Source organism: Kitasatospora sp. NPDC058162, assembly GCF_042884005.1.
Lineage (GTDB): Bacteria > Actinomycetota > Actinomycetes > Streptomycetales > Streptomycetaceae > Kitasatospora.
Genome location: NZ_JBHVUS010000055.1, coordinates 14,567 through 32,778, shown reverse-complemented (window position 1 = coordinate 32,778; position 18,212 = coordinate 14,567). Strand labels below are relative to the sequence as shown.

General features: G+C 73.2%; 18 protein-coding genes. 7 read left to right on the top strand and 11 right to left on the bottom strand.

The annotated features are described in order from the left end of the window. Positions 1-59: 59 nt before the first annotated feature. The 3 genes from ACFVXG_RS43840 (at position 60) to ACFVXG_RS43830 (ending at position 2,956) form a co-directional block, all read left to right on the top strand. A complete protein-coding gene (locus ACFVXG_RS43840; protein ID WP_387936108.1) occupies positions 60-1,028 on the top strand; it encodes a LysR family transcriptional regulator in 969 nt (322 codons plus the stop codon). 175 nt (positions 1,029-1,203) lie between these two features. Then, positions 1,204-2,361 (top strand): adenosine deaminase, encoded by a 1,158-nt coding sequence (locus ACFVXG_RS43835; protein WP_387936107.1) that lies wholly within the window; start codon positions 1,204-1,206, stop codon positions 2,359-2,361. 211 nt (positions 2,362-2,572) lie between these two features. Beyond that, positions 2,573-2,956, top strand: a complete 384-nt coding sequence (locus ACFVXG_RS43830; RefSeq protein WP_387936106.1) for an ATP-binding protein — start codon at positions 2,573-2,575, stop codon at positions 2,954-2,956. An 87-nt stretch (positions 2,957-3,043) separates the two neighbouring features. On the opposite strand, the gene ACFVXG_RS43825 is transcribed toward ACFVXG_RS43830, so the two are convergent. Continuing rightward, positions 3,044-3,229: a PspC domain-containing protein gene (locus ACFVXG_RS43825; RefSeq protein WP_188308551.1), complete on the bottom strand. Its 186-nt coding sequence runs from the start codon at positions 3,227-3,229 to the stop codon at positions 3,044-3,046. Positions 3,230-3,671: 442 nt separating this feature from the next. Here ACFVXG_RS43825 and ACFVXG_RS43820 point away from each other — a divergent pair, with 442 nt between their 5' ends. Continuing rightward, complete coding sequence (locus ACFVXG_RS43820; protein WP_387936105.1) at positions 3,672-5,021, top strand: hypothetical protein; 1,350 nt, start codon at positions 3,672-3,674, stop codon at positions 5,019-5,021. Between the two features lie 72 nt (positions 5,022-5,093). Here the strand turns inward: ACFVXG_RS43820 and ACFVXG_RS43815 are convergent, their stop codons facing one another. Then, complete coding sequence (locus tag ACFVXG_RS43815) at positions 5,094-5,630, bottom strand: hypothetical protein (RefSeq protein WP_387936104.1); 537 nt, start codon at positions 5,628-5,630, stop codon at positions 5,094-5,096. A 153-nt stretch (positions 5,631-5,783) separates the two neighbouring features. On the opposite strand from ACFVXG_RS43815, the gene ACFVXG_RS43810 reads away from it, so the two are divergent. Then, positions 5,784-6,458: a PhzF family phenazine biosynthesis protein gene (locus ACFVXG_RS43810; protein ID WP_387936103.1), complete on the top strand. Its 675-nt coding sequence runs from the start codon at positions 5,784-5,786 to the stop codon at positions 6,456-6,458. Here ACFVXG_RS43810 and ACFVXG_RS43805 read toward each other — a convergent pair. The 4 genes from ACFVXG_RS43805 to ACFVXG_RS43790 all read right to left on the bottom strand — a co-directional run bounded on the left by ACFVXG_RS43805 (position 6,428) and on the right by ACFVXG_RS43790 (position 9,734). Next, positions 6,428-7,045: a VanZ family protein gene (locus ACFVXG_RS43805; protein WP_387936102.1), complete on the bottom strand. Its 618-nt coding sequence runs from the start codon at positions 7,043-7,045 to the stop codon at positions 6,428-6,430. The genes ACFVXG_RS43810 and ACFVXG_RS43805 overlap by 31 nt on opposite strands. A 105-nt stretch (positions 7,046-7,150) precedes the next feature. Further along, on the bottom strand, positions 7,151-7,471 hold the full coding sequence (locus ACFVXG_RS43800; RefSeq protein ID WP_387936101.1) for a hypothetical protein: 321 nt from the start codon (positions 7,469-7,471) through the stop codon (positions 7,151-7,153). After that, positions 7,468-9,012, bottom strand: coding sequence for an ATP-binding protein (locus ACFVXG_RS43795; RefSeq protein ID WP_387936100.1), 1,545 nt, complete (start codon positions 9,010-9,012; stop codon positions 7,468-7,470). The genes ACFVXG_RS43800 and ACFVXG_RS43795 overlap by 4 nt, the downstream gene beginning before the upstream one ends. Positions 9,013-9,056: 44 nt before the next feature. Further along, positions 9,057-9,734: a response regulator transcription factor gene (locus ACFVXG_RS43790; protein WP_063349065.1), complete on the bottom strand. Its 678-nt coding sequence runs from the start codon at positions 9,732-9,734 to the stop codon at positions 9,057-9,059. Positions 9,735-10,014: 280 nt separating this feature from the next. Here ACFVXG_RS43790 and ACFVXG_RS43785 point away from each other — a divergent pair, with 280 nt between their 5' ends. Further along, entirely contained in the window at positions 10,015-10,983 is a 969-nt protein-coding gene (locus ACFVXG_RS43785; RefSeq protein WP_387936123.1) for a SigE family RNA polymerase sigma factor, read from the top strand. A 202-nt stretch (positions 10,984-11,185) separates the two neighbouring features. Here ACFVXG_RS43785 and ACFVXG_RS43780 read toward each other — a convergent pair whose 3' ends face one another. The 4 genes from ACFVXG_RS43780 to deoC all read right to left on the bottom strand — a co-directional run bounded on the left by ACFVXG_RS43780 (position 11,186) and on the right by deoC (position 15,410). Continuing rightward, the gene (locus ACFVXG_RS43780) at positions 11,186-11,824 is read right to left on the bottom strand and encodes an ATP-binding protein (RefSeq protein WP_387936099.1); all 639 of its coding nucleotides are present in this window, start codon (positions 11,822-11,824) and stop codon (positions 11,186-11,188) included. Positions 11,825-12,038: 214 nt separating this feature from the next. Next, a complete protein-coding gene (locus ACFVXG_RS43775) occupies positions 12,039-12,944 on the bottom strand; it encodes an aldehyde dehydrogenase family protein (RefSeq protein ID WP_387936098.1) in 906 nt (301 codons plus the stop codon). After that, positions 12,937-14,418 (bottom strand): aldehyde dehydrogenase family protein, encoded by a 1,482-nt coding sequence (locus ACFVXG_RS43770; protein WP_387936097.1) that lies wholly within the window; start codon positions 14,416-14,418, stop codon positions 12,937-12,939. The genes ACFVXG_RS43775 and ACFVXG_RS43770 overlap by 8 nt, the downstream gene beginning before the upstream one ends. 5 nt (positions 14,419-14,423) lie before the next feature. Next, the gene (gene deoC / locus ACFVXG_RS43765; RefSeq protein ID WP_387936096.1) at positions 14,424-15,410 is read right to left on the bottom strand and encodes a deoxyribose-phosphate aldolase; all 987 of its coding nucleotides are present in this window, start codon (positions 15,408-15,410) and stop codon (positions 14,424-14,426) included. A gap of 191 nt (positions 15,411-15,601) precedes the next feature. Between deoC and ACFVXG_RS43760 the strand changes: the two genes are divergently transcribed. Further along, positions 15,602-16,276: a PH domain-containing protein gene (locus ACFVXG_RS43760; protein WP_387936095.1), complete on the top strand. Its 675-nt coding sequence runs from the start codon at positions 15,602-15,604 to the stop codon at positions 16,274-16,276. A gap of 65 nt (positions 16,277-16,341) precedes the next feature. Here the strand turns inward: ACFVXG_RS43760 and ACFVXG_RS43755 are convergent, their stop codons facing one another. Continuing rightward, positions 16,342-18,060 carry a phospho-sugar mutase gene (locus ACFVXG_RS43755; protein WP_387936094.1) on the bottom strand — a complete coding sequence of 573 codons (1,719 nt, stop codon included), beginning with the start codon at positions 18,058-18,060 and terminating at the stop codon, positions 16,342-16,344. Positions 18,061-18,212: the final 152 nt, after the last annotated feature.

Sequence of the window (18,212 nt, the reverse complement as noted above, 5' to 3'; positions counted from 1 at the left end):
TCCAATGCATGAAGAGTGGATGATCGATGCGCTGGCGTATGGGTCGAGGTGGGACGGGGATGGCCGTGGCGGATGTGTCGGACGGGACGGATCAGCCGTACCGGGCGGCCGAGTTGGGGCCGGAGGAGCCGGCCGTGCTGCTGGCGCCCAGGCTGGCGCAGTTCGCCGCGGTGGCCCGGCTGGAGCACGTGACCCAGGCGGCGGCACTGCTCGGGGTGCCGCAGCCGACGCTGTCGCGAGCGGTGGCCCGGCTGGAGGCGGAGCTGGGGGTGGACCTGCTGGCCCGCCAGGGCCGGACGGTCCGGCTGACCGGGGCGGGCCGGCTGCTGCTGGCCTCGGTGGAGCGGGCGCTGGCGGAGCTGGAGCGCGGCGCGGAGGCGGCCCGGGCGGAGGCGGATCCGGCGGTGGGGCGGGTGACCTTCGGCTTCCTGCACACGATGGGCCCGGACGCCGTCCCGGCCCTGCTGCGGGGCTTCCGGGCGGCGCACCCGCAGGTGCGGTTCCAGCTGGTGCAGGACTACGGGATGGCGATGCTGGAGCGGCTGCGGGCGGGCGAGTTGGACCTGTGCCTGGTCGCGCCGCTGCCGGACGACCCGGCCTTCACGGCCCGCCTGCTGGACGAGCAGCGGCTGCACCTGGTCGTCCCGGCGGACCACCGGCTGGCGGGGCGGCGGCGGATCCGGCTGGCGGAGGTGGCCGAGGAGACGTTCGTCGGGTTGGAGCAGGGGTACGGGCTGCGCATGATCACGGACGGCTTCTGCGAACAGGCCGGCTTCGTGCCCCGGCTGGCCTTCGAGGGGGAGGAGACCGAGACCCTGCGGGGGCTGGTGGCGGCCGGGCTGGGGGTGGCGCTGCTGCCGCCGGCGCTGGTGCCGCGGCCCGGGGTGGTGGAGCTGGAGGTGACGGCGCCGCGGACCCGGCGGGCGATCGGCCTGGCCTGGGCGGCGGGGCGGCCGCTGACGCCGCCGGTGGCGGCGTTCCGGGACTTCGTGCTGTCCCGGCGGGGGCGGCTGCTGCACCACGACTGAAGCGCCGCGGCGGAGTCCCGGAGGGGGCCCGGCGGTGGGTGCGGAGGGGGTGCGGAGGGGGGTGCGGCCTTTTGGTGGATCGTATGGACCGGGAGGAGGAATTCCCGGTGCACTTTGGACCATCCGGTGGTATTCCCGGTGGTGGGTCTACGCGCGTAGGGGCTATATTTCCGCAATGGAGAAGCAGATCCCCGTCACCACCGCGGGCACGGGCCCGCGCATTCCCACCCCCGAGCAGATCCGCCGCGCGCCGAAGGTCCTGCTGCACGACCACCTCGACGGTGGGCTGCGCCCGGAGACCGTCGTCGAGCTCGCCGCCGCGACCGGCTACGAGGGCCTCCCGACCACCGACGCCAAGGAACTCGGCGAGTGGTTCCGCGAGGCCGCCGACTCCGGCTCGCTGGTCCGCTACCTGGAGACCTTCGCGCACACCTGCGCCGTCATGCAGACCCGCGAGGCCCTGATCAAGGTCGCCGCCGACTGCGCCGAGGACCTGGCCGCCGACGGCGTCGTGTACGCCGAGGTGCGCTACGCCCCCGAGCAGCACCTGGAGGGCGGCCTGAGCCTGGACGAGGTCGTCGAGGCCGTCCAGGAGGGCTTCCGCCTCGGTGAGGCCAACGCCCGCGCGGCCGGCCACCGGATCCGCGTCGGCACCCTGATCACCGCGATGCGGCACGCCGCCCGCTCGCAGGAGATCGCCGAACTGGCCAACCGCCACCGGGACTCGGGCGTCGTCGGCTTCGACATCGCCGGCGCGGAGGCGGGCTACCCCCCCACCCGCCACCAGGCCGCCTTCGACTACCTCAAGGGCGAGAACAACCACTTCACCATCCACGCGGGCGAGGCCTTCGGCCTGCCGTCGATCTGGGAGGCCCTGCAGTGCTGCGGCGCCGACCGGCTCGGCCACGGCGTGCGGATCGTCGACGACATCACGGTGAACGAGGACGGCAGCGTCGAGCTGGGCCGGCTGGCCGCGTACGTGCGCGACAAGCGCATCCCGCTGGAGATGTGCCCCACCTCCAACCTCCAGACGGCGGCGGCCACTTCGTACGCCGAGCACCCGATCGGGCTGCTCAGCCGGCTGAAGTTCCGGGTCACCGTGAACACCGACAACCGGCTGATGAGCGGCACCAGCATGAGTGCGGAGTTCGGCCACCTGGTGGAGGCCTTCGGGTACACCCTGGGCGACATGGAGTGGTTCACGGTGAACGCGATGAAGTCCGCGTTCCTGCCCTTCGACGAGCGGCTGGCGATGATCAACGACGTGATCAAGCCGGGCTACGCCGAGCTCAAGGCGGAGTGGCTGTTCAGCGCGGGTACCGGCGGCAACTGAGCCGACGGCCCCCGCGGTCGGATGAACGCGGCTTCCGGGTGCGGAAGTTGGCGTTCATCCGACTACTCACTCTGGTGAGTGAACGCCCTTTGGTTCTCGCGCGACCCTGTCACTACGGTGTGCCAGTCATTGCTGACAGGCCGTGGCGGCACTCGCCCGTCCGCCGCCCCGCGCGATGTCGGCCACCGACGAGGACCCAAGGGGACGAACCATGAAGCAGGCTCTCAAGGCCGCCGGTACCGCGGCGCTCGGCATCGCCATCGCGGCGGTCGGCGCCGGCACCGCCTCCGCGGCGGCCGGCCAGGCGGCCGGCGGCCTCGGGCTGCCCACCGGCGCGGTGACGAACCCCGCGGTGACCGGTGCGGTCACCGACACCGCGGCGAAGCTGCCCGGCGGCGACAAGGTCGCCGGCACGCTCGGCACCCTGACCCCGACCGCCGGCCAGCCGGCCGCCCCGGCTGCCGCGCCCGCCGCCGACGCCGCCCCGGTCGCCGGTGTCACCCAGCAGCGCGTCGGCGGCCTGCCGAACGTCCCCGGCCTGGACAAGACCCCGATCGGCGGGGTGGCCGGCGCGCTGGGCGGCCTGGGCGGCTGATCCGGCCCGCACCGTACGACGACGGGCCGCCCGCCCCCGGATCCCTCCGGGAGCGGGCGGCCCGTCGCCGTGCCCGCCGGTACGGCCTCACGGCTCCTGGGGGAGCAGCACCCAGAGCGCGAGGTAGACCAGGAACTGCGGGCCGGGCAGCAGACAGGACAGCAGGAAGATCAGCCGGACGGTCCACGGGGTGAGGCCGAAGCGCTCGGCGATCCCGGCGCAGACGCCGGCGATGACGCGGTTGTGGCGGGGACGGGCGAGACGGGCGCTCATGCGTCCACCTCGCTGCGCTCGGCGGGGGCATTCGCCCACACGCGCCTCTCGATGATTCGTTCGCTCCGCTCACTCATGCGGGACTCCTTGGCTGGCCGCCGGTGCCGGGCGGTCCGGCGGGCGTACTTCCATGCTCCGCCGCCGCGGGCCCGGAAACGTCCACCCACCAGGCGATCCTCGACCCCGACGGGTCACCGGGAAGGCGTAGACCCGGATCGGGGTCCGCTCAGGGATGCCCCCGAGAGTGGGATGCGGAAAACCCGTTCGCGGAGCAGTCGGACCGGAGGGATATGATTCCGCGGTCGCTGATGGTGGGGGGAATTCCGGCGGCGCCTTCACGGCCAAGAGGCCCCTCACGCCTGCGATTTCGCACTTTTATCGGGTTGCGCCCGAATTATCCCGTGAGGTCCCCTTGCGCAATCAGTCCCGCAGAATCCTCGCCGTGGCCGCCACCGCCGCCCTGGTCTCCGGCGCCGCCCTGGCCTCGGCCCCGGCCGCCGTCGCGGCCCCGACTGCCGGCCCGACGGCTCCCGCCTCAGCGCCGCAAGGCCTGGCCTCGCCCATCGTGGTCACCACGAGCGCGTTCCCGACCACGGTCGAGGCGGGCACCTCGGTCGAGTTCACCTCGACCCTCAAGAACACCGCCGACCACCAGATGGACGTGCAGACCGAATTCGTCGTCGCGACGGTCCGCGGCAGCGGCCCCCGGCAGAGCCAGCTCAAGCTGGAGTACCAGCGCCCCGGCGACACCCAATGGCATGACGCCAAGGCGCAGGGCAACGACGCCGGCGGATTCTGGATGCTGGACCAGTTCGCCACCGAGCTGCACCTGGCGGCCGGCGCCGACTTCACCTACCGGCTGCGGCTGACCTTCACCGCCGACGCCGCCCCGGGCCCGGCCTCCGCCGCCCTCACCGCGGTGGCCATGGACCCGACCCTGCCTGGCCCGGAACAGCGCCCCATGGTGGCCTCGGGCGGTACTCCGAACTTCACCGTCGTTCCGGTGGGTGGCCCGACCACCCCGGCCCCGGTCGGACTCCCGGACGTGAAGGTCGAGGGTGTCCCCGCATCCTTCACCGCCGGCGGTGAGGCGAAGCCCTTCAAGGCGGTCTACAGCAACCACACCGGCAAGGACCTCCGCATCGTCCCGGCGATCGTGTTCCAGGGCGAGGGCATGCTCAGCCCGGACATGGTCAAGCTCGAATTCCAGACCCAGACGGGCGAGTGGATCGTCGGCAGCCCGGAGTGGCACGACCTTCCCGGCACCCAGCAGTACGTGGAACTGCGCAGCGGCAACAAGGACGCCGACGTCATCGCGCTGCCGAACGGTGAGACCCGAACGGTCAACCTGCGGCTCGCCTGGACCAAGGACGCCCCGCCGGCGGCCGAATCGGTGTTCGCCAACGGCTACAGCCTGGCCGGCCCGGGCGGGACCGAGCGTGGGACCTCCAGCCCTGCGGTGGCCTTCAGGATCGTGCCCGCCGCGGTCCCCACCGGCACCCCGGCCCCCACCTCGCCGGGCACCACCCCGGCCGCCACCGACCCGACCACGGACGCCGCCGTCCCGGCCGCGCAGGTCACCACCGGCGCCCCGAGCCCTGCGGCCGGGCCCGTGCAGGCGGCCGCCGTCGCCCCGGCTCCGGCCGTCGTCACGGAGACCCGGCTGGCCTCCACCGGCGGCGGCTCCTCGGCCGCCCCGATGGCGATCACCGGCGCGACCGCGATCGCCCTCGGCATCGGGACCCTGGTCGTGGCCCGCCGCCGCAAGGGCGCCCAGGGCGCCGGGAACTGACCCCGGACAGCACGAGGCCCGTCCGTCCCCGCCTTCGAGCGGGGACGGACGGGCCTTCCGGCGTTCCGGAACTCAGCCGGCCGGCTGCTGCGGCGGCTGCGGCTGGGCGTACGGGTTGTCCGCCACCGGCTGGGCCGGCGTGCCCGGCTGGTACGGCGCCGCGCCCTGCGGCGGCACCGGCTGACCGGCCTGCGGGGCCTGCGGGGCCTGCGGGGCGTTCGGGTTGAACGCGGCCTGCGGGGCGGCGGCGTTCGGGTTGTACGGCGCGTTCGGGTTGTACGGCGCGTTGGGGTTGTACGCCCCGACCGGCGGGGTCGGCGCGTTCTTGGCGTTGCTGCGCTCGACGATGGCCTTCACCGAGGCGACGATCATTCCGACCGGGAGGATGAACACCTTGAAGAAGATGATGACCTCGCCGCCCTCGAAGACGAATGCGAGGTAGTAGGCGTATCCGAGGAATCCGACGCCGAACAGGACGCTGAGGATCCGCAGGCCGGCCTTCTGCCCGCCGCCTACGACTCCGAGGACCAGCATGATCGCACCGCTGAGCGCGAGCAGGACGATGTACCAGGAAAGGAGCGGGTTGGCGCTGAAGTCGAGATTGTTCAAGGGGTTTCCTGTGGGAGGAGAAAAACGACGGGAACCGTCCGGGGACGAGAGCGCACAGTACTGGAGGCGACCGACATCCGTCGTCGCCTTTTCATCACGGTGTCGTTGCGCTCGGTCGGAGCCGCACCGGAACGGTAATTGACGAGGTGGGAAATGACTGTCTATGAGGTGCTGCGGGTCTTTTGCGGGCCGGACGGGCGGCACGGCAACGAACTCGGCGTGGTGCGCGACGGCGCCGCCGTGCCGGACCGGGCGGCGCGGCAGGCCTTCGCCCGTGAACTGGGTTTCAGCGAGACGGTGTTCGTCGACGACCCGGAGCGCGGGGAGATCGACATCTACACCCCGAGCGTGCGGCTGCCCTTCGCCGGCCACCCGTGCGTGGGCGCCGCCTGGCTGCTCGGCGTGGACCGGCTGGTGACCGCCGCCGGGGTGGTGGCGGTGCGCCGCGAGGGCGGGCTGACCCGGATCGAGGCCCGGCCGGAGTGGGCCCCGGGGCGCACCCTGCGGCAGTACGGCTCGGCGGCCGAGGTGGAGGCGCTGGAGGTGCCGCCGCCGGGGGAGTGGGTGTACGCCTGGGCCTGGCAGGACGAGTCGGCCGGTACGGTCCGGGCGCGGGCCTTCCCGGGCCGGGGCGACGGGATCGACGAGGACGAGGCGACCGGCGCGGCGGCCCTCCTGCTGGCGGCCCGGCTCGGGCGGGCGTTGACCGTCACCCAGGGCCGGGGTTCGCAGCTGCTGGCCGGCCCGCGTCCGGGCGGGCTGGTGGAGGTCGGCGGCCGCGTGCTGCGGGAGGCGGGTCAGCCGGCCGGCGGGGTGGGTCCGGCGTAGGCCCGGGGGCGGGCCGCGGGTGCGACGGTCACCGCCGGGGTGACGGCGGCGGCCACCGGCGGGACGGCCAGGACGGCGACCCGCCGGGCCCGCGCCGCGGTCCGGTGGTCGCGCAGCAGGCGGCGCAGGCCGGGGACGAGGGCGAGGTGGGCGATCATCACGCCGAGCACGGCGAACAGTATGTGGTCCACGTTGAGCACGTGCCCGGGCGTCCAGGAGGAGAGGAACTCCAGGCCGGTCGCCAGCAGGGCGGACACGCCGGTGGTGCGCAGGAAGGACGGCAGCCAGGGGGCCCGGACCCGGCCGCCGGCCAGCGGCAGCAGGACGCCGAGCGGGGCGAGCAGCAGGAACTCGCCGACCACCTGCCAGGTGGTGGAGGAGCGGAGCGAGGCCAGCGGCGTCAGGTTGGCGTCGTACACCCAGGCCACCGGCAGGGGTCTGAGCACCAGCCAGAGCACCAGGGTCAGGTGGAGGGCCAGGCCCGCCAGTCCGGCGAGCCGGAGGGGACGGTTGACGCCCGCCGCCGGCCTGTTCTCGGTCCGTGCGCCGGAACGCTGGTCGCGTGTCCTGGTGCCATCTCGCTGCACGGGGGGAAGGACGTGAGCCGGTGGCGCGGCGGTTCCACCCTCGGCGTGAACAATCCGGGACGCGCCCCCGTTTCCCCCCACCGGGGGTCGGACGGGCGCGCCCGGTTACCGGCAGGGCGCGGCCGTGGGCACCGCGCTGAACACGTTGTCGGGCGGCGGCGAGCCCGGTGCCACCGGGGTGGGCGAGGGGCTGGGACTGGCGCTCGCCTTGGCCGCGCCGCGGGCCGGGGTGACGGCGGGGGCCGGTCCGGTGGGGGTGGCCAGCGCGGTCGGTATGTGCGGGGTGCTCGGGCAGGCCGTCCGGCTGGCGGGCGCGCCGGCGTCGACCGGTACGGCGGTCGGCCGGATGCCGCAGCCGGAGGCCAGCGCGAGCAGGAGCAGGACGCCGGCGGTGCGGCGCAGGGTGGTGCGGCTGGGGGAGGTCACGTGGCGTCCTTGTGCTCGGCGTCGCCGGCGGGGCCGAGATCGGTCCCGCCCGCGGACGGCGGCGGTGGTGGGGTCAGCGGCAGCGTCAGGGTGAACACCGCGCCGACCTCCCCGTTCGCCGCCGTGATCGTCCCCCCGTGGATCTGGGCGTTGGCCATCGCGATGGACAGCCCCAGGCCGCTGCCCTCGGAGCGGGCCCGGCCGCGGTCGGCCTTGTAGAAGCGGTCGAAGACGTGCGGCAGCACGTCCTCGGGGATGCCGGGGCCGCTGTCGGAGACCTCGACCACGACCGAGTCCGCGGACTGCCGGACCTTGACCCGCACCGGCGAGCCGCCGTGCTTGAGCGCGTTGCCGATCAGGTTGGCGAAGACCACGTCGAGCCGGCGCGGGTCGACCACGGCCAGGATGCCGCGCGGGGCGTCCAGTTCGACCGCGTCGTACCAGGCCCGCCCGTCGATGCAGGACATGATCAGGTCGGCGATGTCCACCTCGTCGGCGACCAGCTTGGCGGTGCCCGCGTCGAAGCGGGTGACCTCCATCAGGTTCTCGACCAGGTCGGACAGCCGCCGGGTCTCGCTCACCACGAGCCGGACGGCGGGCTCGATCATCGGGTCCAGCGACTCGGCCTCGTCCTCCAGGATGTCGGTCACCGCGGTCATCGCGGTCAGCGGGGTGCGCAGCTCGTGCGACATGTCGGCGACGAACCGCCGGCTCTGCGCCTCGCGCGCGCTCAGCTCCTCGACCTGCTCGTGCAGGGACTCCGCGGCCCGGTTGAAGGTCCGCGCCAGGTCGGCGAGTTCGTCGGAGCCCTCGACCTCCAGCCGGGTGTCCAGGTGGCCCTCGCCGAGCCGCTTGGCGGCCTCCCCGAGGCGCTTGACCGGCCGCAGCACGGTCGAGGAGGCGGCCTGGGCGAGCAGCGCCGAGCCGATCAGCGCGAGCAGGGTCGCGATGGCCAGCGACCAGCCCAGGGTGTTGAGGTCGGCCCGTTCGTTCTCCAGCGACTTGAACATGTACGCCGTCGGGCCGTTCGGCAGCACCTTGGTGCCGCCGATCACGAACGGGCGGCCGTCCAGGTTCTGCCGCTGCCAGTACAGGTGGTACGGGTACGGGTTGCTCTCGGTGACCTCGCGCGGCTTGGCGACGGTGGACTGCAGCGCCGCCGGGACGTCGGCCAGGGTGAACTTCGTCGGGGCGGAGGAGGCCGCCGGGCACTCGGGGTGTGCCGGGTCGACCACGACCACGTCGTAGGACAGGCCGGAGCTCGCCACGTTGGAGGCCAGCGTGGCGAGGTCCGGGCAACTGGCGTTCAGCGGCAGGTCGGAGACGTTGCGGCTGAGCGAGACCCGGAAGTCGTTCAGCGCGGTGTCCTGGGCGCGCTTGAGCACCGCGTCGCGGTTCAGCCAGTACGCGATGCCGGACGCCGAGACGGCGGCGAGCAGCGCGACGGCCGCGAACACCGCGATCAGCCGCACCCGCAGGGAGCGCAGCCGTCGCCACGGGCCGGACGAGAACCGTCGGGCAGTCTGCTGATGGTCAGTCACAAGAGCCTGTCGTCGTACGGGAGTTCAGGAAGGGGGCGAGGGTCTCAGGCAGGCGGGTCCAGCCGGTAGCCCACCCCGCGCACGGTGCGGATCAGGGTCGGCGCGGACGGCACGTCCTCGACCTTGGCCCGCAGCCGCTGGACGCAGGCGTCCACCAGGCGGGAGTCGCCGAGGTAGTCGTGCTCCCAGACCAGCCGCAGCAGCTGCTGGCGGGAGAGCGCCTGCCCGGGGCGGCGGCTGAGCTCCAGGAGCAGCCGCAGCTCGGTCGGGGTGAGCTGGAGGTCCTGCCCGTCCTTGGTGACGGTCATCGCGGCCCGGTCGATCACCACGGTGCCGTACGCGGAGGAGTCGGAGCTCTCCCGCTCGCCGCGCCGCAGCACGGCACGGATCCGGGCGTCCAGCACGCGCGGCTGGACCGGTTTCACGACGTAGTCGTCCGCGCCGGACTCCAGACCCACGACCACGTCGATGTCGTCGGAGCGGGCGGTGAGCAGGATGATCGGCAGCTGGTCGGTGCGCCGGATCCGGCGGCAGACCTCGAAGCCGTCGATTCCGGGCAGCATGACGTCCAGCACGATCAGGTCGGGCCGCTGCTCCTTGAAGAGCCTCAGACCGTCCTCGCCGGAGGCGGCGGTGGCCACACGGTGGCCCTGGCGGGTGAGGGCGAGTTCGAGGCCGGTCCGGATGGCGTCGTCGTCCTCGATCAGTAGGAGGAAAGGCACGGCCCCATTTTGGCCCACCGGGAGCGCCGAATCACCCCCCGGACCGGTCACCTCCCGTACGGGAACCGGAAGGACGGCGCCCGGCGTCCGGAACGGAGGGAGAAGGAACGGGACGATAGGCCCACCCCTGTGACACCCCTGTGACAGTCGGCGGACAGCGCCATCACAACCGGCGGGCAGGATTTTCCATGTCGCCGCAGGACAGCGGGCCGCAAGGGCCGGCTGGAGGGCGGCAACAGGAACCGCTCGTACCGATCCAAGGGGGCGCACGATGAACGCCATGCTTCAGACCCGGACCAACCCGGCTGTCCGCACCGCGCGTTCGTCAGCGACCACCCACCGGACCCGGTACGAGATCAGGACCGACGAGAACTCCGGTGCCGTGACCGTACGGGGGTGCGCGCACAGCACCGGTGGAAACCCTGTCGCCCGCCGGGTGAGCGGCGGCGGCAGGACGGGGGAGCTGTACGGGATCGGCCGACTGGGGAGTGCGGTCGACTCCGCCAACACCCTCACGCTGCGGGGGATCCTCCCCGTCCGCGTCGAGGGCACGGACGCCCGGGGGGGCGACCAGAGGAAGAACGGTCTGCGGACGGTCGGCTCGGGGGAGCCGGCCGGCCGCGAGGCCGCCGGTGCGACGCTGCTGCGGCTGAACCCCGCACCGGCCCGCACCACCGAGGCGGGACAGGGAGACGCGCAGGGGGAGCACCCGGCCGTCGCGGAGGACCACATCACGGAGTTCACCGCGTACGTGCGCGAGCGCCGCGCCTCCCTGTACGCCACGGCGTACCACCTCACCGGTGACCGCTACGAGGCCGAGGACCTGCTGCAGAGCGCGCTCTTCAGCACCTACCGGGCCTGGGGCCGGATCACCGACAAGGCCGCGGTCGGGGGCTACCTCCGCCGCACCATGACCAACCTGCACATCTCCGCCTGGCGGCGCCGCAAGGTCAACGAGTACCCGACCGAGGAGCTGCCGGAGACGGCCGGCGACACCGACGCGATGGGCGGCACCGAGCTGCGCACCGTGCTCTGGCAGGCGCTGGCGAAGCTGCCGGAGAACCAGCGGACCATGCTGGTGCTGCGGTACTACGAGGGCAAGACCGACCCGGAGATCGCCGACGTGCTGGGGATCAGCGTCGGTACGGTCAAGAGCAGCATCTGGCGCGCGCTGCGCCGGCTGCGCGACGACGAGCACCTGAACAAGTCGGGCGACACCGTCCGGGCGTTCGGCGAGCTGGTCGCGTAGGGCCGGGGGAGCGCGGGAGCAGGGGAACAGGGGAACAGGACTCCCGTCGGGGGACGGGTAGCGGACGGTTGCGGTTCGGGGGCGCCGGCTCGGGGGAGCGGTGCTCGTGGGGAGCCGAAGCCGTTCGGCAGGCGACGGGCCCGGTGCGGGGGAGACGCACCGGGCCCGTCGTCGTGTTCGTACGCGTGGGGAGTCGATCGGCTCAGACCGCGGACAGCTCCCGCGGCCCGGCCGCCGCGCGGACCCGCCGCTCGGCCTCCGCCCCGGCGCAGGGGTGGGAGCCGAGCTCGACCTGCCGTCCGACGATGGCCCGCTCGGCCCGCATCAGCCGGAAGCCCCGGCGCAGCAGCACCGGGAGCGACTTGCGGCCCTCGCGGACGTCCCGGCGCAGCCGGCGCCAGGCCGTGGTGAGCGCGCCGTTGCGCAGGCACAGGGCGTCGCCGAGCAGGCCCTCGGCCGCGCACTCGGCGACGATCTCGGCGGCGAAGATGCCCTCGGCGATGAACGCGGTGGCGCCGTCCAGGTCCAGGGCGCGGGTGGAGATCCGGCCGTTGTCCGGGATCGAGTAGACCGGCACCTCGGTGCGCCCGTGCTCGTACAGCGCGCGGATGGCGGCGACGGCCTGGTCGCGGTGCCAGGCGAGCGGGGAGTCCCAGTCCACGGCGCCGTCCGGCAGCCGGGGGAGGGTGGGGTCGTCCCCGTCCTTGTAGAAGTCGTCCAGCTGGAGGACCGGCAGGCCGCTGCGTTCGGCCAGCGAGGACTTCCCGGATCCGGAGGGCCCGGAGAGCAGGATCACCCGGGCGTGGGCCGTCGGCGCGGGGTTCATGGGGGAGTCACTCACGGGACACCAGTCTGACGCATCCCGGCCCGTTGCCGAAACCGTCCTGCTCACACCTTCGGAAAAATCGACCTCGGAGAATCGACCTCGGAAAATCGACGGACCCGCACCAGGGGGGGAGAGGTGCGGGTCCGTCCAATGACCGTCCGGGCCCTGGGGGGGAGAGGGCACTGGGGACGGCCAGTCTGTGGAGTTGTTACTCAGTGGCGACGGGGGGTCAGATCCCCATCGGGTGCCAGACCGTCTTCGTCTCCAGGAAGGAGAGTAGCCGGTCGGTACCGGGCGCATCCGTCCAGTCCTGGGCGAACGGGTCCAGCTCCGGACGGACCACCCGCTTCAGGGTATCCGCGGCGGCGGCTTCCAGGGCGGTCGGCGCGCCGGGGCCGTCGGCGGCGATGGCGCCGGTGAGGTCCAGCGCGTTGACGTCCTGGTGCGAGGCCAGGGTCGGGGCGATGTCCGCGGTCCGGCCCGAGATGATGTTGACCACGCCGCCCGGGAGGTCCGAGGTGGCCAGCACCTCGCCCAGCGACAGCGCGGGCAGCGGGGCGTCCGCGGCGGCCGCGACCACGACCGTGTTGCCGGTGGCGATCGCCGGGGCGATCACCGAGACCAGGCCGAGCAGCGAGTGCCCGTACCCGGCCTGCGGGGCGACGATCCCGACCACGCCGGTCGGCTCCGGGGTGGAGAGGTTGAAGTACGGCCCGGCCACCGGGTTGGCGCCGCCCGCGATCTGGGCGACCTTGTCCGTCCAGCCCGCGTACCAGACCCAGCGGTCGATCGCGGCGTCCACCAGCGCGGCGGCCTTCTTCGGGCCGATGCCCTCGGAGAGGGACACCTCGGCGGCGAACTGCTCGCGCCGGCCCTGCAGCATCTCGGCCACCCGGTAGAGCACCTGGCCGCGGTTGTACGCGGTGGTGCCGGCCCAGCCCTTGACCGCCGCGCGGGCGGCCAGGACGGCGTCGCGGGTGTCCTTGCGGGTACCCAGCGGGGCGTTGGCGAGCCACTCGCCCTTTGCGTCGGTCACCTCGTACACCCGCCCGCTCTCGGAGCGCGGGAACTTCCCGCCGACGTACAGCTTGTAGGTCTTGAGGACGTCAAGACGCGCGAAGGTCGTGTCAGACATCGAGGTAGGCCTCCAGACCGTGGCGGCCACCCTCGCGGCCGTAACCCGACTCCTTGAAACCGCCGAACGGCGAGGTCGGGTCGAACTTGTTGAAGGTGTTGGCCCAGACCACGCCGGCCTTGAGCCGGTTGGCCGTCCAGAGGATGCGCGAGCCCTTCTCCGTCCAGATGCCGGCGGAGAGGCCGTACGGGGTGTTGTTGGCCTTCTGCACCGCCTCCTCGGGGGTGCGGAAGGTCAGCACCGACAGCACCGGGCCGAAGATCTCCTCCTGGGCGATCCGGTGGGCCTGGCTGACGCCGGTGAACAGGGTCGGCTTGAACCAGAAGCCGGTGCCCGGGAGTTCGCACTCGGGGGACCAGCGGTCCGCGCCCTCGGCCTCGCCGGCGTCGGTCAGCTCGGTGATCCGGGCCAGCTGGGCGGCCGAGTTGATCGCGCCGATGTCGGTGTTCTTGTCCAGCGGGTCGCCGACCCGCAGGGTGCCCATCCGGCGCTTGAGGGCGTCCAGCAGCTCGTCCTGGACCGACTCCTGGACCAGCAGGCGGGAGCCGGCGCAGCAGACGTGGCCCTGGTTGAAGAAGATGCCGTTGACGATGCCCTCGACCGCCTGGTCGATCGGCGCGTCGTCGAAGACGATGTTGGCGGCCTTACCGCCCAGCTCCAGCGACAGCTTCTTGCGGCTGCCGGCCAGCTGCTTGGCGATCGCCCGGCCGACCGGGGTGGAGCCGGTGAAGGCGACCTTGTTGACGTCCGGGTGCGCGGTGAGCGCGGCACCGGTGCGGCCGTCGCCGGTGACGATGTTGACGACGCCCTTCGGCAGACCGGCCTGGCGGCAGATCTCGGCGAAGCGCAGCGCGGTCAGCGGGGTGGTCTCGGCCGGCTTGAGGACGACCGTGTTGCCGGTCGCCAGCGCGGGCGCGATCTTCCACGCCAGCATCATCAGCGGGAAGTTCCACGGGATGACCTGGCCGGCCACGCCCAGCGGGCGCGGGTTGGCGCCGTAGCCGGCGTAGTCCAGCTTGTCCGCCCAGCCCGCGTAGTAGAAGAACCACGCGGCGACGGTCGGGATGTCGAAGTCGCGGGTCTCGCGGATCGGCTTGCCGTTGTCCATCGACTCCAGGACGGCCAGCTCGCGGCCGCGCTCCTGGATGATCCGGGCGATCCGGAACAGGTACTTGGCGCGCTCGCTGCCCGGCAGCGCCGACCAGTCGGCGAAGGCCTTGCGGGCGGCGGCGACGGCGCGGTCCACGTCCTCGTCGGTGCCCTGGGCGAACTCGGCGAGCACCTGCTCGGTGGCCGGGTTGACCGTCTTGAGGGCCTCGCTGCCGGAGGAGTCGACGAACTCGCCGCCGATGAAGTGGCCGTACGAGGTGGCGATGTCGCCCGCGGCGGCGGGGGACTCCGGGGCCGGGGCGTAGCTGAAGAGGCCTCCGGCCGGCTTGGCCGCGGGCTCCTCGATGTTCTTCTTCTTGGCCATGGTGATCAGTCCACCGTCACGTAGTCGGGGCCGGAGTAGCGGCCGGTGGCGAGCTTCTGGCGCTGCATCAGCAGGTCGTTGAGCAGGCTGGAGGCGCCGAAGCGGAACCAGTGCGGGCTCAGCCAGTCGTCGCCGAGGGTCTCGTTGACCATCACCAGGTACTTCATGGCGTCCTTGGTGGTCTTGATGCCACCGGCCGGCTTCACGCCGACCTGGACGCCGGTGGCGGCGCGGAAGTCGCGGACCGCCTCCAGCATCAGCAGGGTGACCGGCGGGGTCGCGTTGACGGCGACCTTGCCGGTGGAGGTCTTGATGAAGTCGGCGCCGGCCAGCATCGCCAGCCAGGAGACCCGGCGGACGTTGTCGTAGGTCTGCAGCTCGCCGGTCTCGAAGATCACCTTGAGGTGGGCGTAGCTGCCGTCGGCGCGCTTGCACGCCTCCTTGACGGCGACGATCTCGTTGAAGACGTCGAAGTAGCGGCCGGAGAGGAAGGCGCCCCGGTCGATCACCATGTCGATCTCGTCGGCGCCCGCGGCCACCGCGTCGGCGGTGTCGGCGAGCTTGACCGGGAGGGCGGCGCGGCCGGCCGGGAAGGCCGTGGCCACCGAGGCGACCTGGATGTCGGTGCCCCGCAGGGCGTCCTTCGCGGTGGCGACCATGTCCGGGTAGACACAGATCGCGGCGACGCGCGGGGTGGTCGGGTCGGTCGGGTCGGGGGTCCTGCCCTTGGCGCACAGTGCGCGCACCTTGCCGACCGTGTCCGCGCCCTCCAGCGTGGTCAGGTCGATCATGGAGATCGCCAGGTCGATGGCGTAGGCCTTCGCCGTGGTCTTGATCGAGCGGGTCCCGAGGGACGCGGCGCGGGCTTCGAGGCCGACCTGGTCGACGCCGGGCAGGCCGTGCAGGAAGCGACGGAGCGAGGCCTCGGACGCCGCAACGTCCGCGAGGCCGCTGCCCGCAACGCCGGGGGCATTGGCTGCAACAGTGGACATAGTCACCAGACCAGCATATCTACGCGCGTAGCCGACCGCTAGGGCGGCCACTAATCGGCGGTCTTTCGTGGCCGGACCGAGACCTCGGCCGCGCGGGACCGTCCGGCCGGGGCTGGACGCCGTTCACGGGCCGTCATTCGTGGCCGGACCGAGACCCGCTGGTGAGGGGTGCATGGGGCAGAATCGACGCCATGACCGATTCCGACGGCAAGCCCCACCAGGGCCCGGCCGCCCCCGGCGGGGAACCCGAGTACGCGGACCGCGTGTACCGCTCCGTCCCCGGCGTGATCTCCGGCGTGTTCCTGCTCGCCGTCGCCGCCTGGCTGATCGGCGACGCGGCGGTGACCGGCACCGGGAAGACCCCGTACGTCGCGCTCGCGGCGCTGCCGGTGTTCGCCCTCCCGGTGATCGCCTACACGCTGCGCCCGGCGGTGTTCGCCGACCGCAGGCGCCTGGTCGTCCGCAACCCGTGGCGCACCATCACCGTCCCCTGGGCCTCGGTCGACGCGCTGCGCGCCGGGTACTCGGTCGAGCTGCTGTCCGACGGGAAGAAGTACCAGGTGTGGGCCGTCCCGGTGTCGCTGCGCCAGCGCAAGCGGGCCAACCGGGTCCGGACCCAGGACGCCGCCGAGCACGCCTCCCGGATGGGGATGGTCTTCGGTCGGCAGACCAACCCGGTCGTCCAGGGCTCCCCGGACCCCTCCCGTGCCTGGTCCGACCAGGTGACCGACGTCCTCCAGGAGATGGCCGAGCGCAACGGCCGCGACCCCGACGCGGCCGGCCCGGTGGTCGTCCGCTGGTGCTGGTGGCTGATCGCCCCGGCGCTGCTCGGCCTGGCCGCCCTGATCACGGTGATCGCGGTCTGAGTCCCCATGCGTAGGAAGGGCCCGCCGGTCACCGACCGGCGGGCCCTTCCACGTGCTGCGGCGGGTCAGATGCCCGCGGCGGCGCCGAGGTCGCGCTTGATGTCGGCGAGCAGCCCGGCGGCGCGCTCCCGGGCGGCGGCCAGGTCGGCGGCGCTCGCGACCGGGAGGACGACCTCCAGGTAGCACTTGAGCTTGGGCTCGGTGCCGGAGGGGCGGACCACGATCCGGGCCGAGCGCACGGCCTCGCCGGCCAGGTAGTAGCGCAGGCCGTCGGTGGGCGGCAGCTCGGCGGAGCCGGCCGAGAGGTCGTCGGCGCGGGTGACGCTCAGCCCGGCCAGGACGGTCGGCGGCTGCTCGCGCAGCCGGCGCATGGCGTCGGCGATCAGCGAGAGGTCCTGGACCCGGACGGACAGCTGGTCGGTGGCGTGCAGGCCGTGCTCCAGCGCCAGGTCGTCCAGCAGGTCGGTCAGGGTGCGGCCGGACTTCTTGAGCGTCGCGGCCAGCTCGGCGACCAGCAGGGCGGCGGTGATGCCGTCCTTGTCCCGGACGCCCTCGGGGTCGACGCAGTAGCCGAGCGCCTCCTCGTAGCCGTAGCGCAGGCCCTCGGCGCGGGAGATCCACTTGAAGCCGGTCAGCGTCTCGGCGTAGCCCAGGCCCGCGGCCTCGGCGATCCGGCCGAGCAGGGTGGCGGAGACGATGGTGGTGGCGAAGGTGCCCTCGGCCTTCTTCGCGACCAGCGCGGAGCCCAGCAGCGCGCCGACCTCGTCGCCGCGCAGCATCCGCCAGCCGGAGGTGCCGTTGCCGCTGCCCACCGCGTTGGCGTGGACCGGGACGGCCACCGCGCAGCGGTCGGCGTCCGGGTCGTTGGCGATCACGATGTCCGGGCCGGCCGCCGCGGCGGTGCGGAAGGCGAGGTCCATCGCCCCCGGCTCCTCCGGGTTGGGGAAGGCCACGGTCGGGAAGTCCGGGTCGGGCTCGGCCTGCTCGGCGACCACGGTCGGCTCGGGGAAGCCGGCCCGGCGGAAGGCGGCGACCAGGGTGTCGCGGCCGACGCCGTGCATCGGGGTGTAGACCACGTCCAGCTCGCGCGGGCTGTGCTCGTCGACGATCGAGACGGCCCGGGTCAGGTAGGCCTCGACGACGTCCTCGCCGAGCACCTCCCAGCCCTGCTCGGCGCGCGGGACGTCGTCCAGCGAGCCGATCGCGTCGATCTCGGCGGCGATCCCGGCGTCGGCCGGCGGGACGATCTGCGAGCCGTCGCCCAGGTAGACCTTGTAGCCGTTGTCCTGCGGCGGGTTGTGGCTGGCGGTGACGGTCACGCCGGCGGCCGCGCCCAGGTGGCGGACGGCGAAGGCGAGCACCGGGGTCGGCAGCGGGCGCGGCAGCAGCGCGGCGCGCAGACCGGCCCCGACCACCACGGCGGCGGTGTCCCGGGCGAAGTCGTACGACTTGTGGCGGGCGTCGTAGCCGATCACCACGAGGTCGCCGAGGCCCTGCTTCTTCACGTACCCGACCAGGCCGGCGGCGGCCCGGATCACCACGGCGCGGTTCATCCGCATCGGGCCGGCGCCGAGCTCGCCGCGCAGGCCGGCGGTGCCGAACTGGAGGCGGTCGGAGAAGCGCTCGGCGAGCTCGGCCCAGGCGAGCGTGCACTCCTCCTGGGCTTCCGGGCCCTCGGCGCGGGCCAGCAGGGCGGCGAGCTCCTCGCGGGTCTGCGGGTCGGGGTCCTCGGTCAGCCAGGTGCGGGCCCGGGCGAGGAGGTCGGTGGTAGGTGCCTGCGTCATGTTCTTGCCTGCTCCATCGGGAAGTGCGTCGGGTGTCGACCGGAGGGTTCCACGCAAGGGGAAGAGGAGGTGTGCACATGCGGACGGGGCCCCCGGGATGGCGTGATCAGCGGATCACGCCGCCCGTGGGCCCCGTCGTTCATGATTCTGCG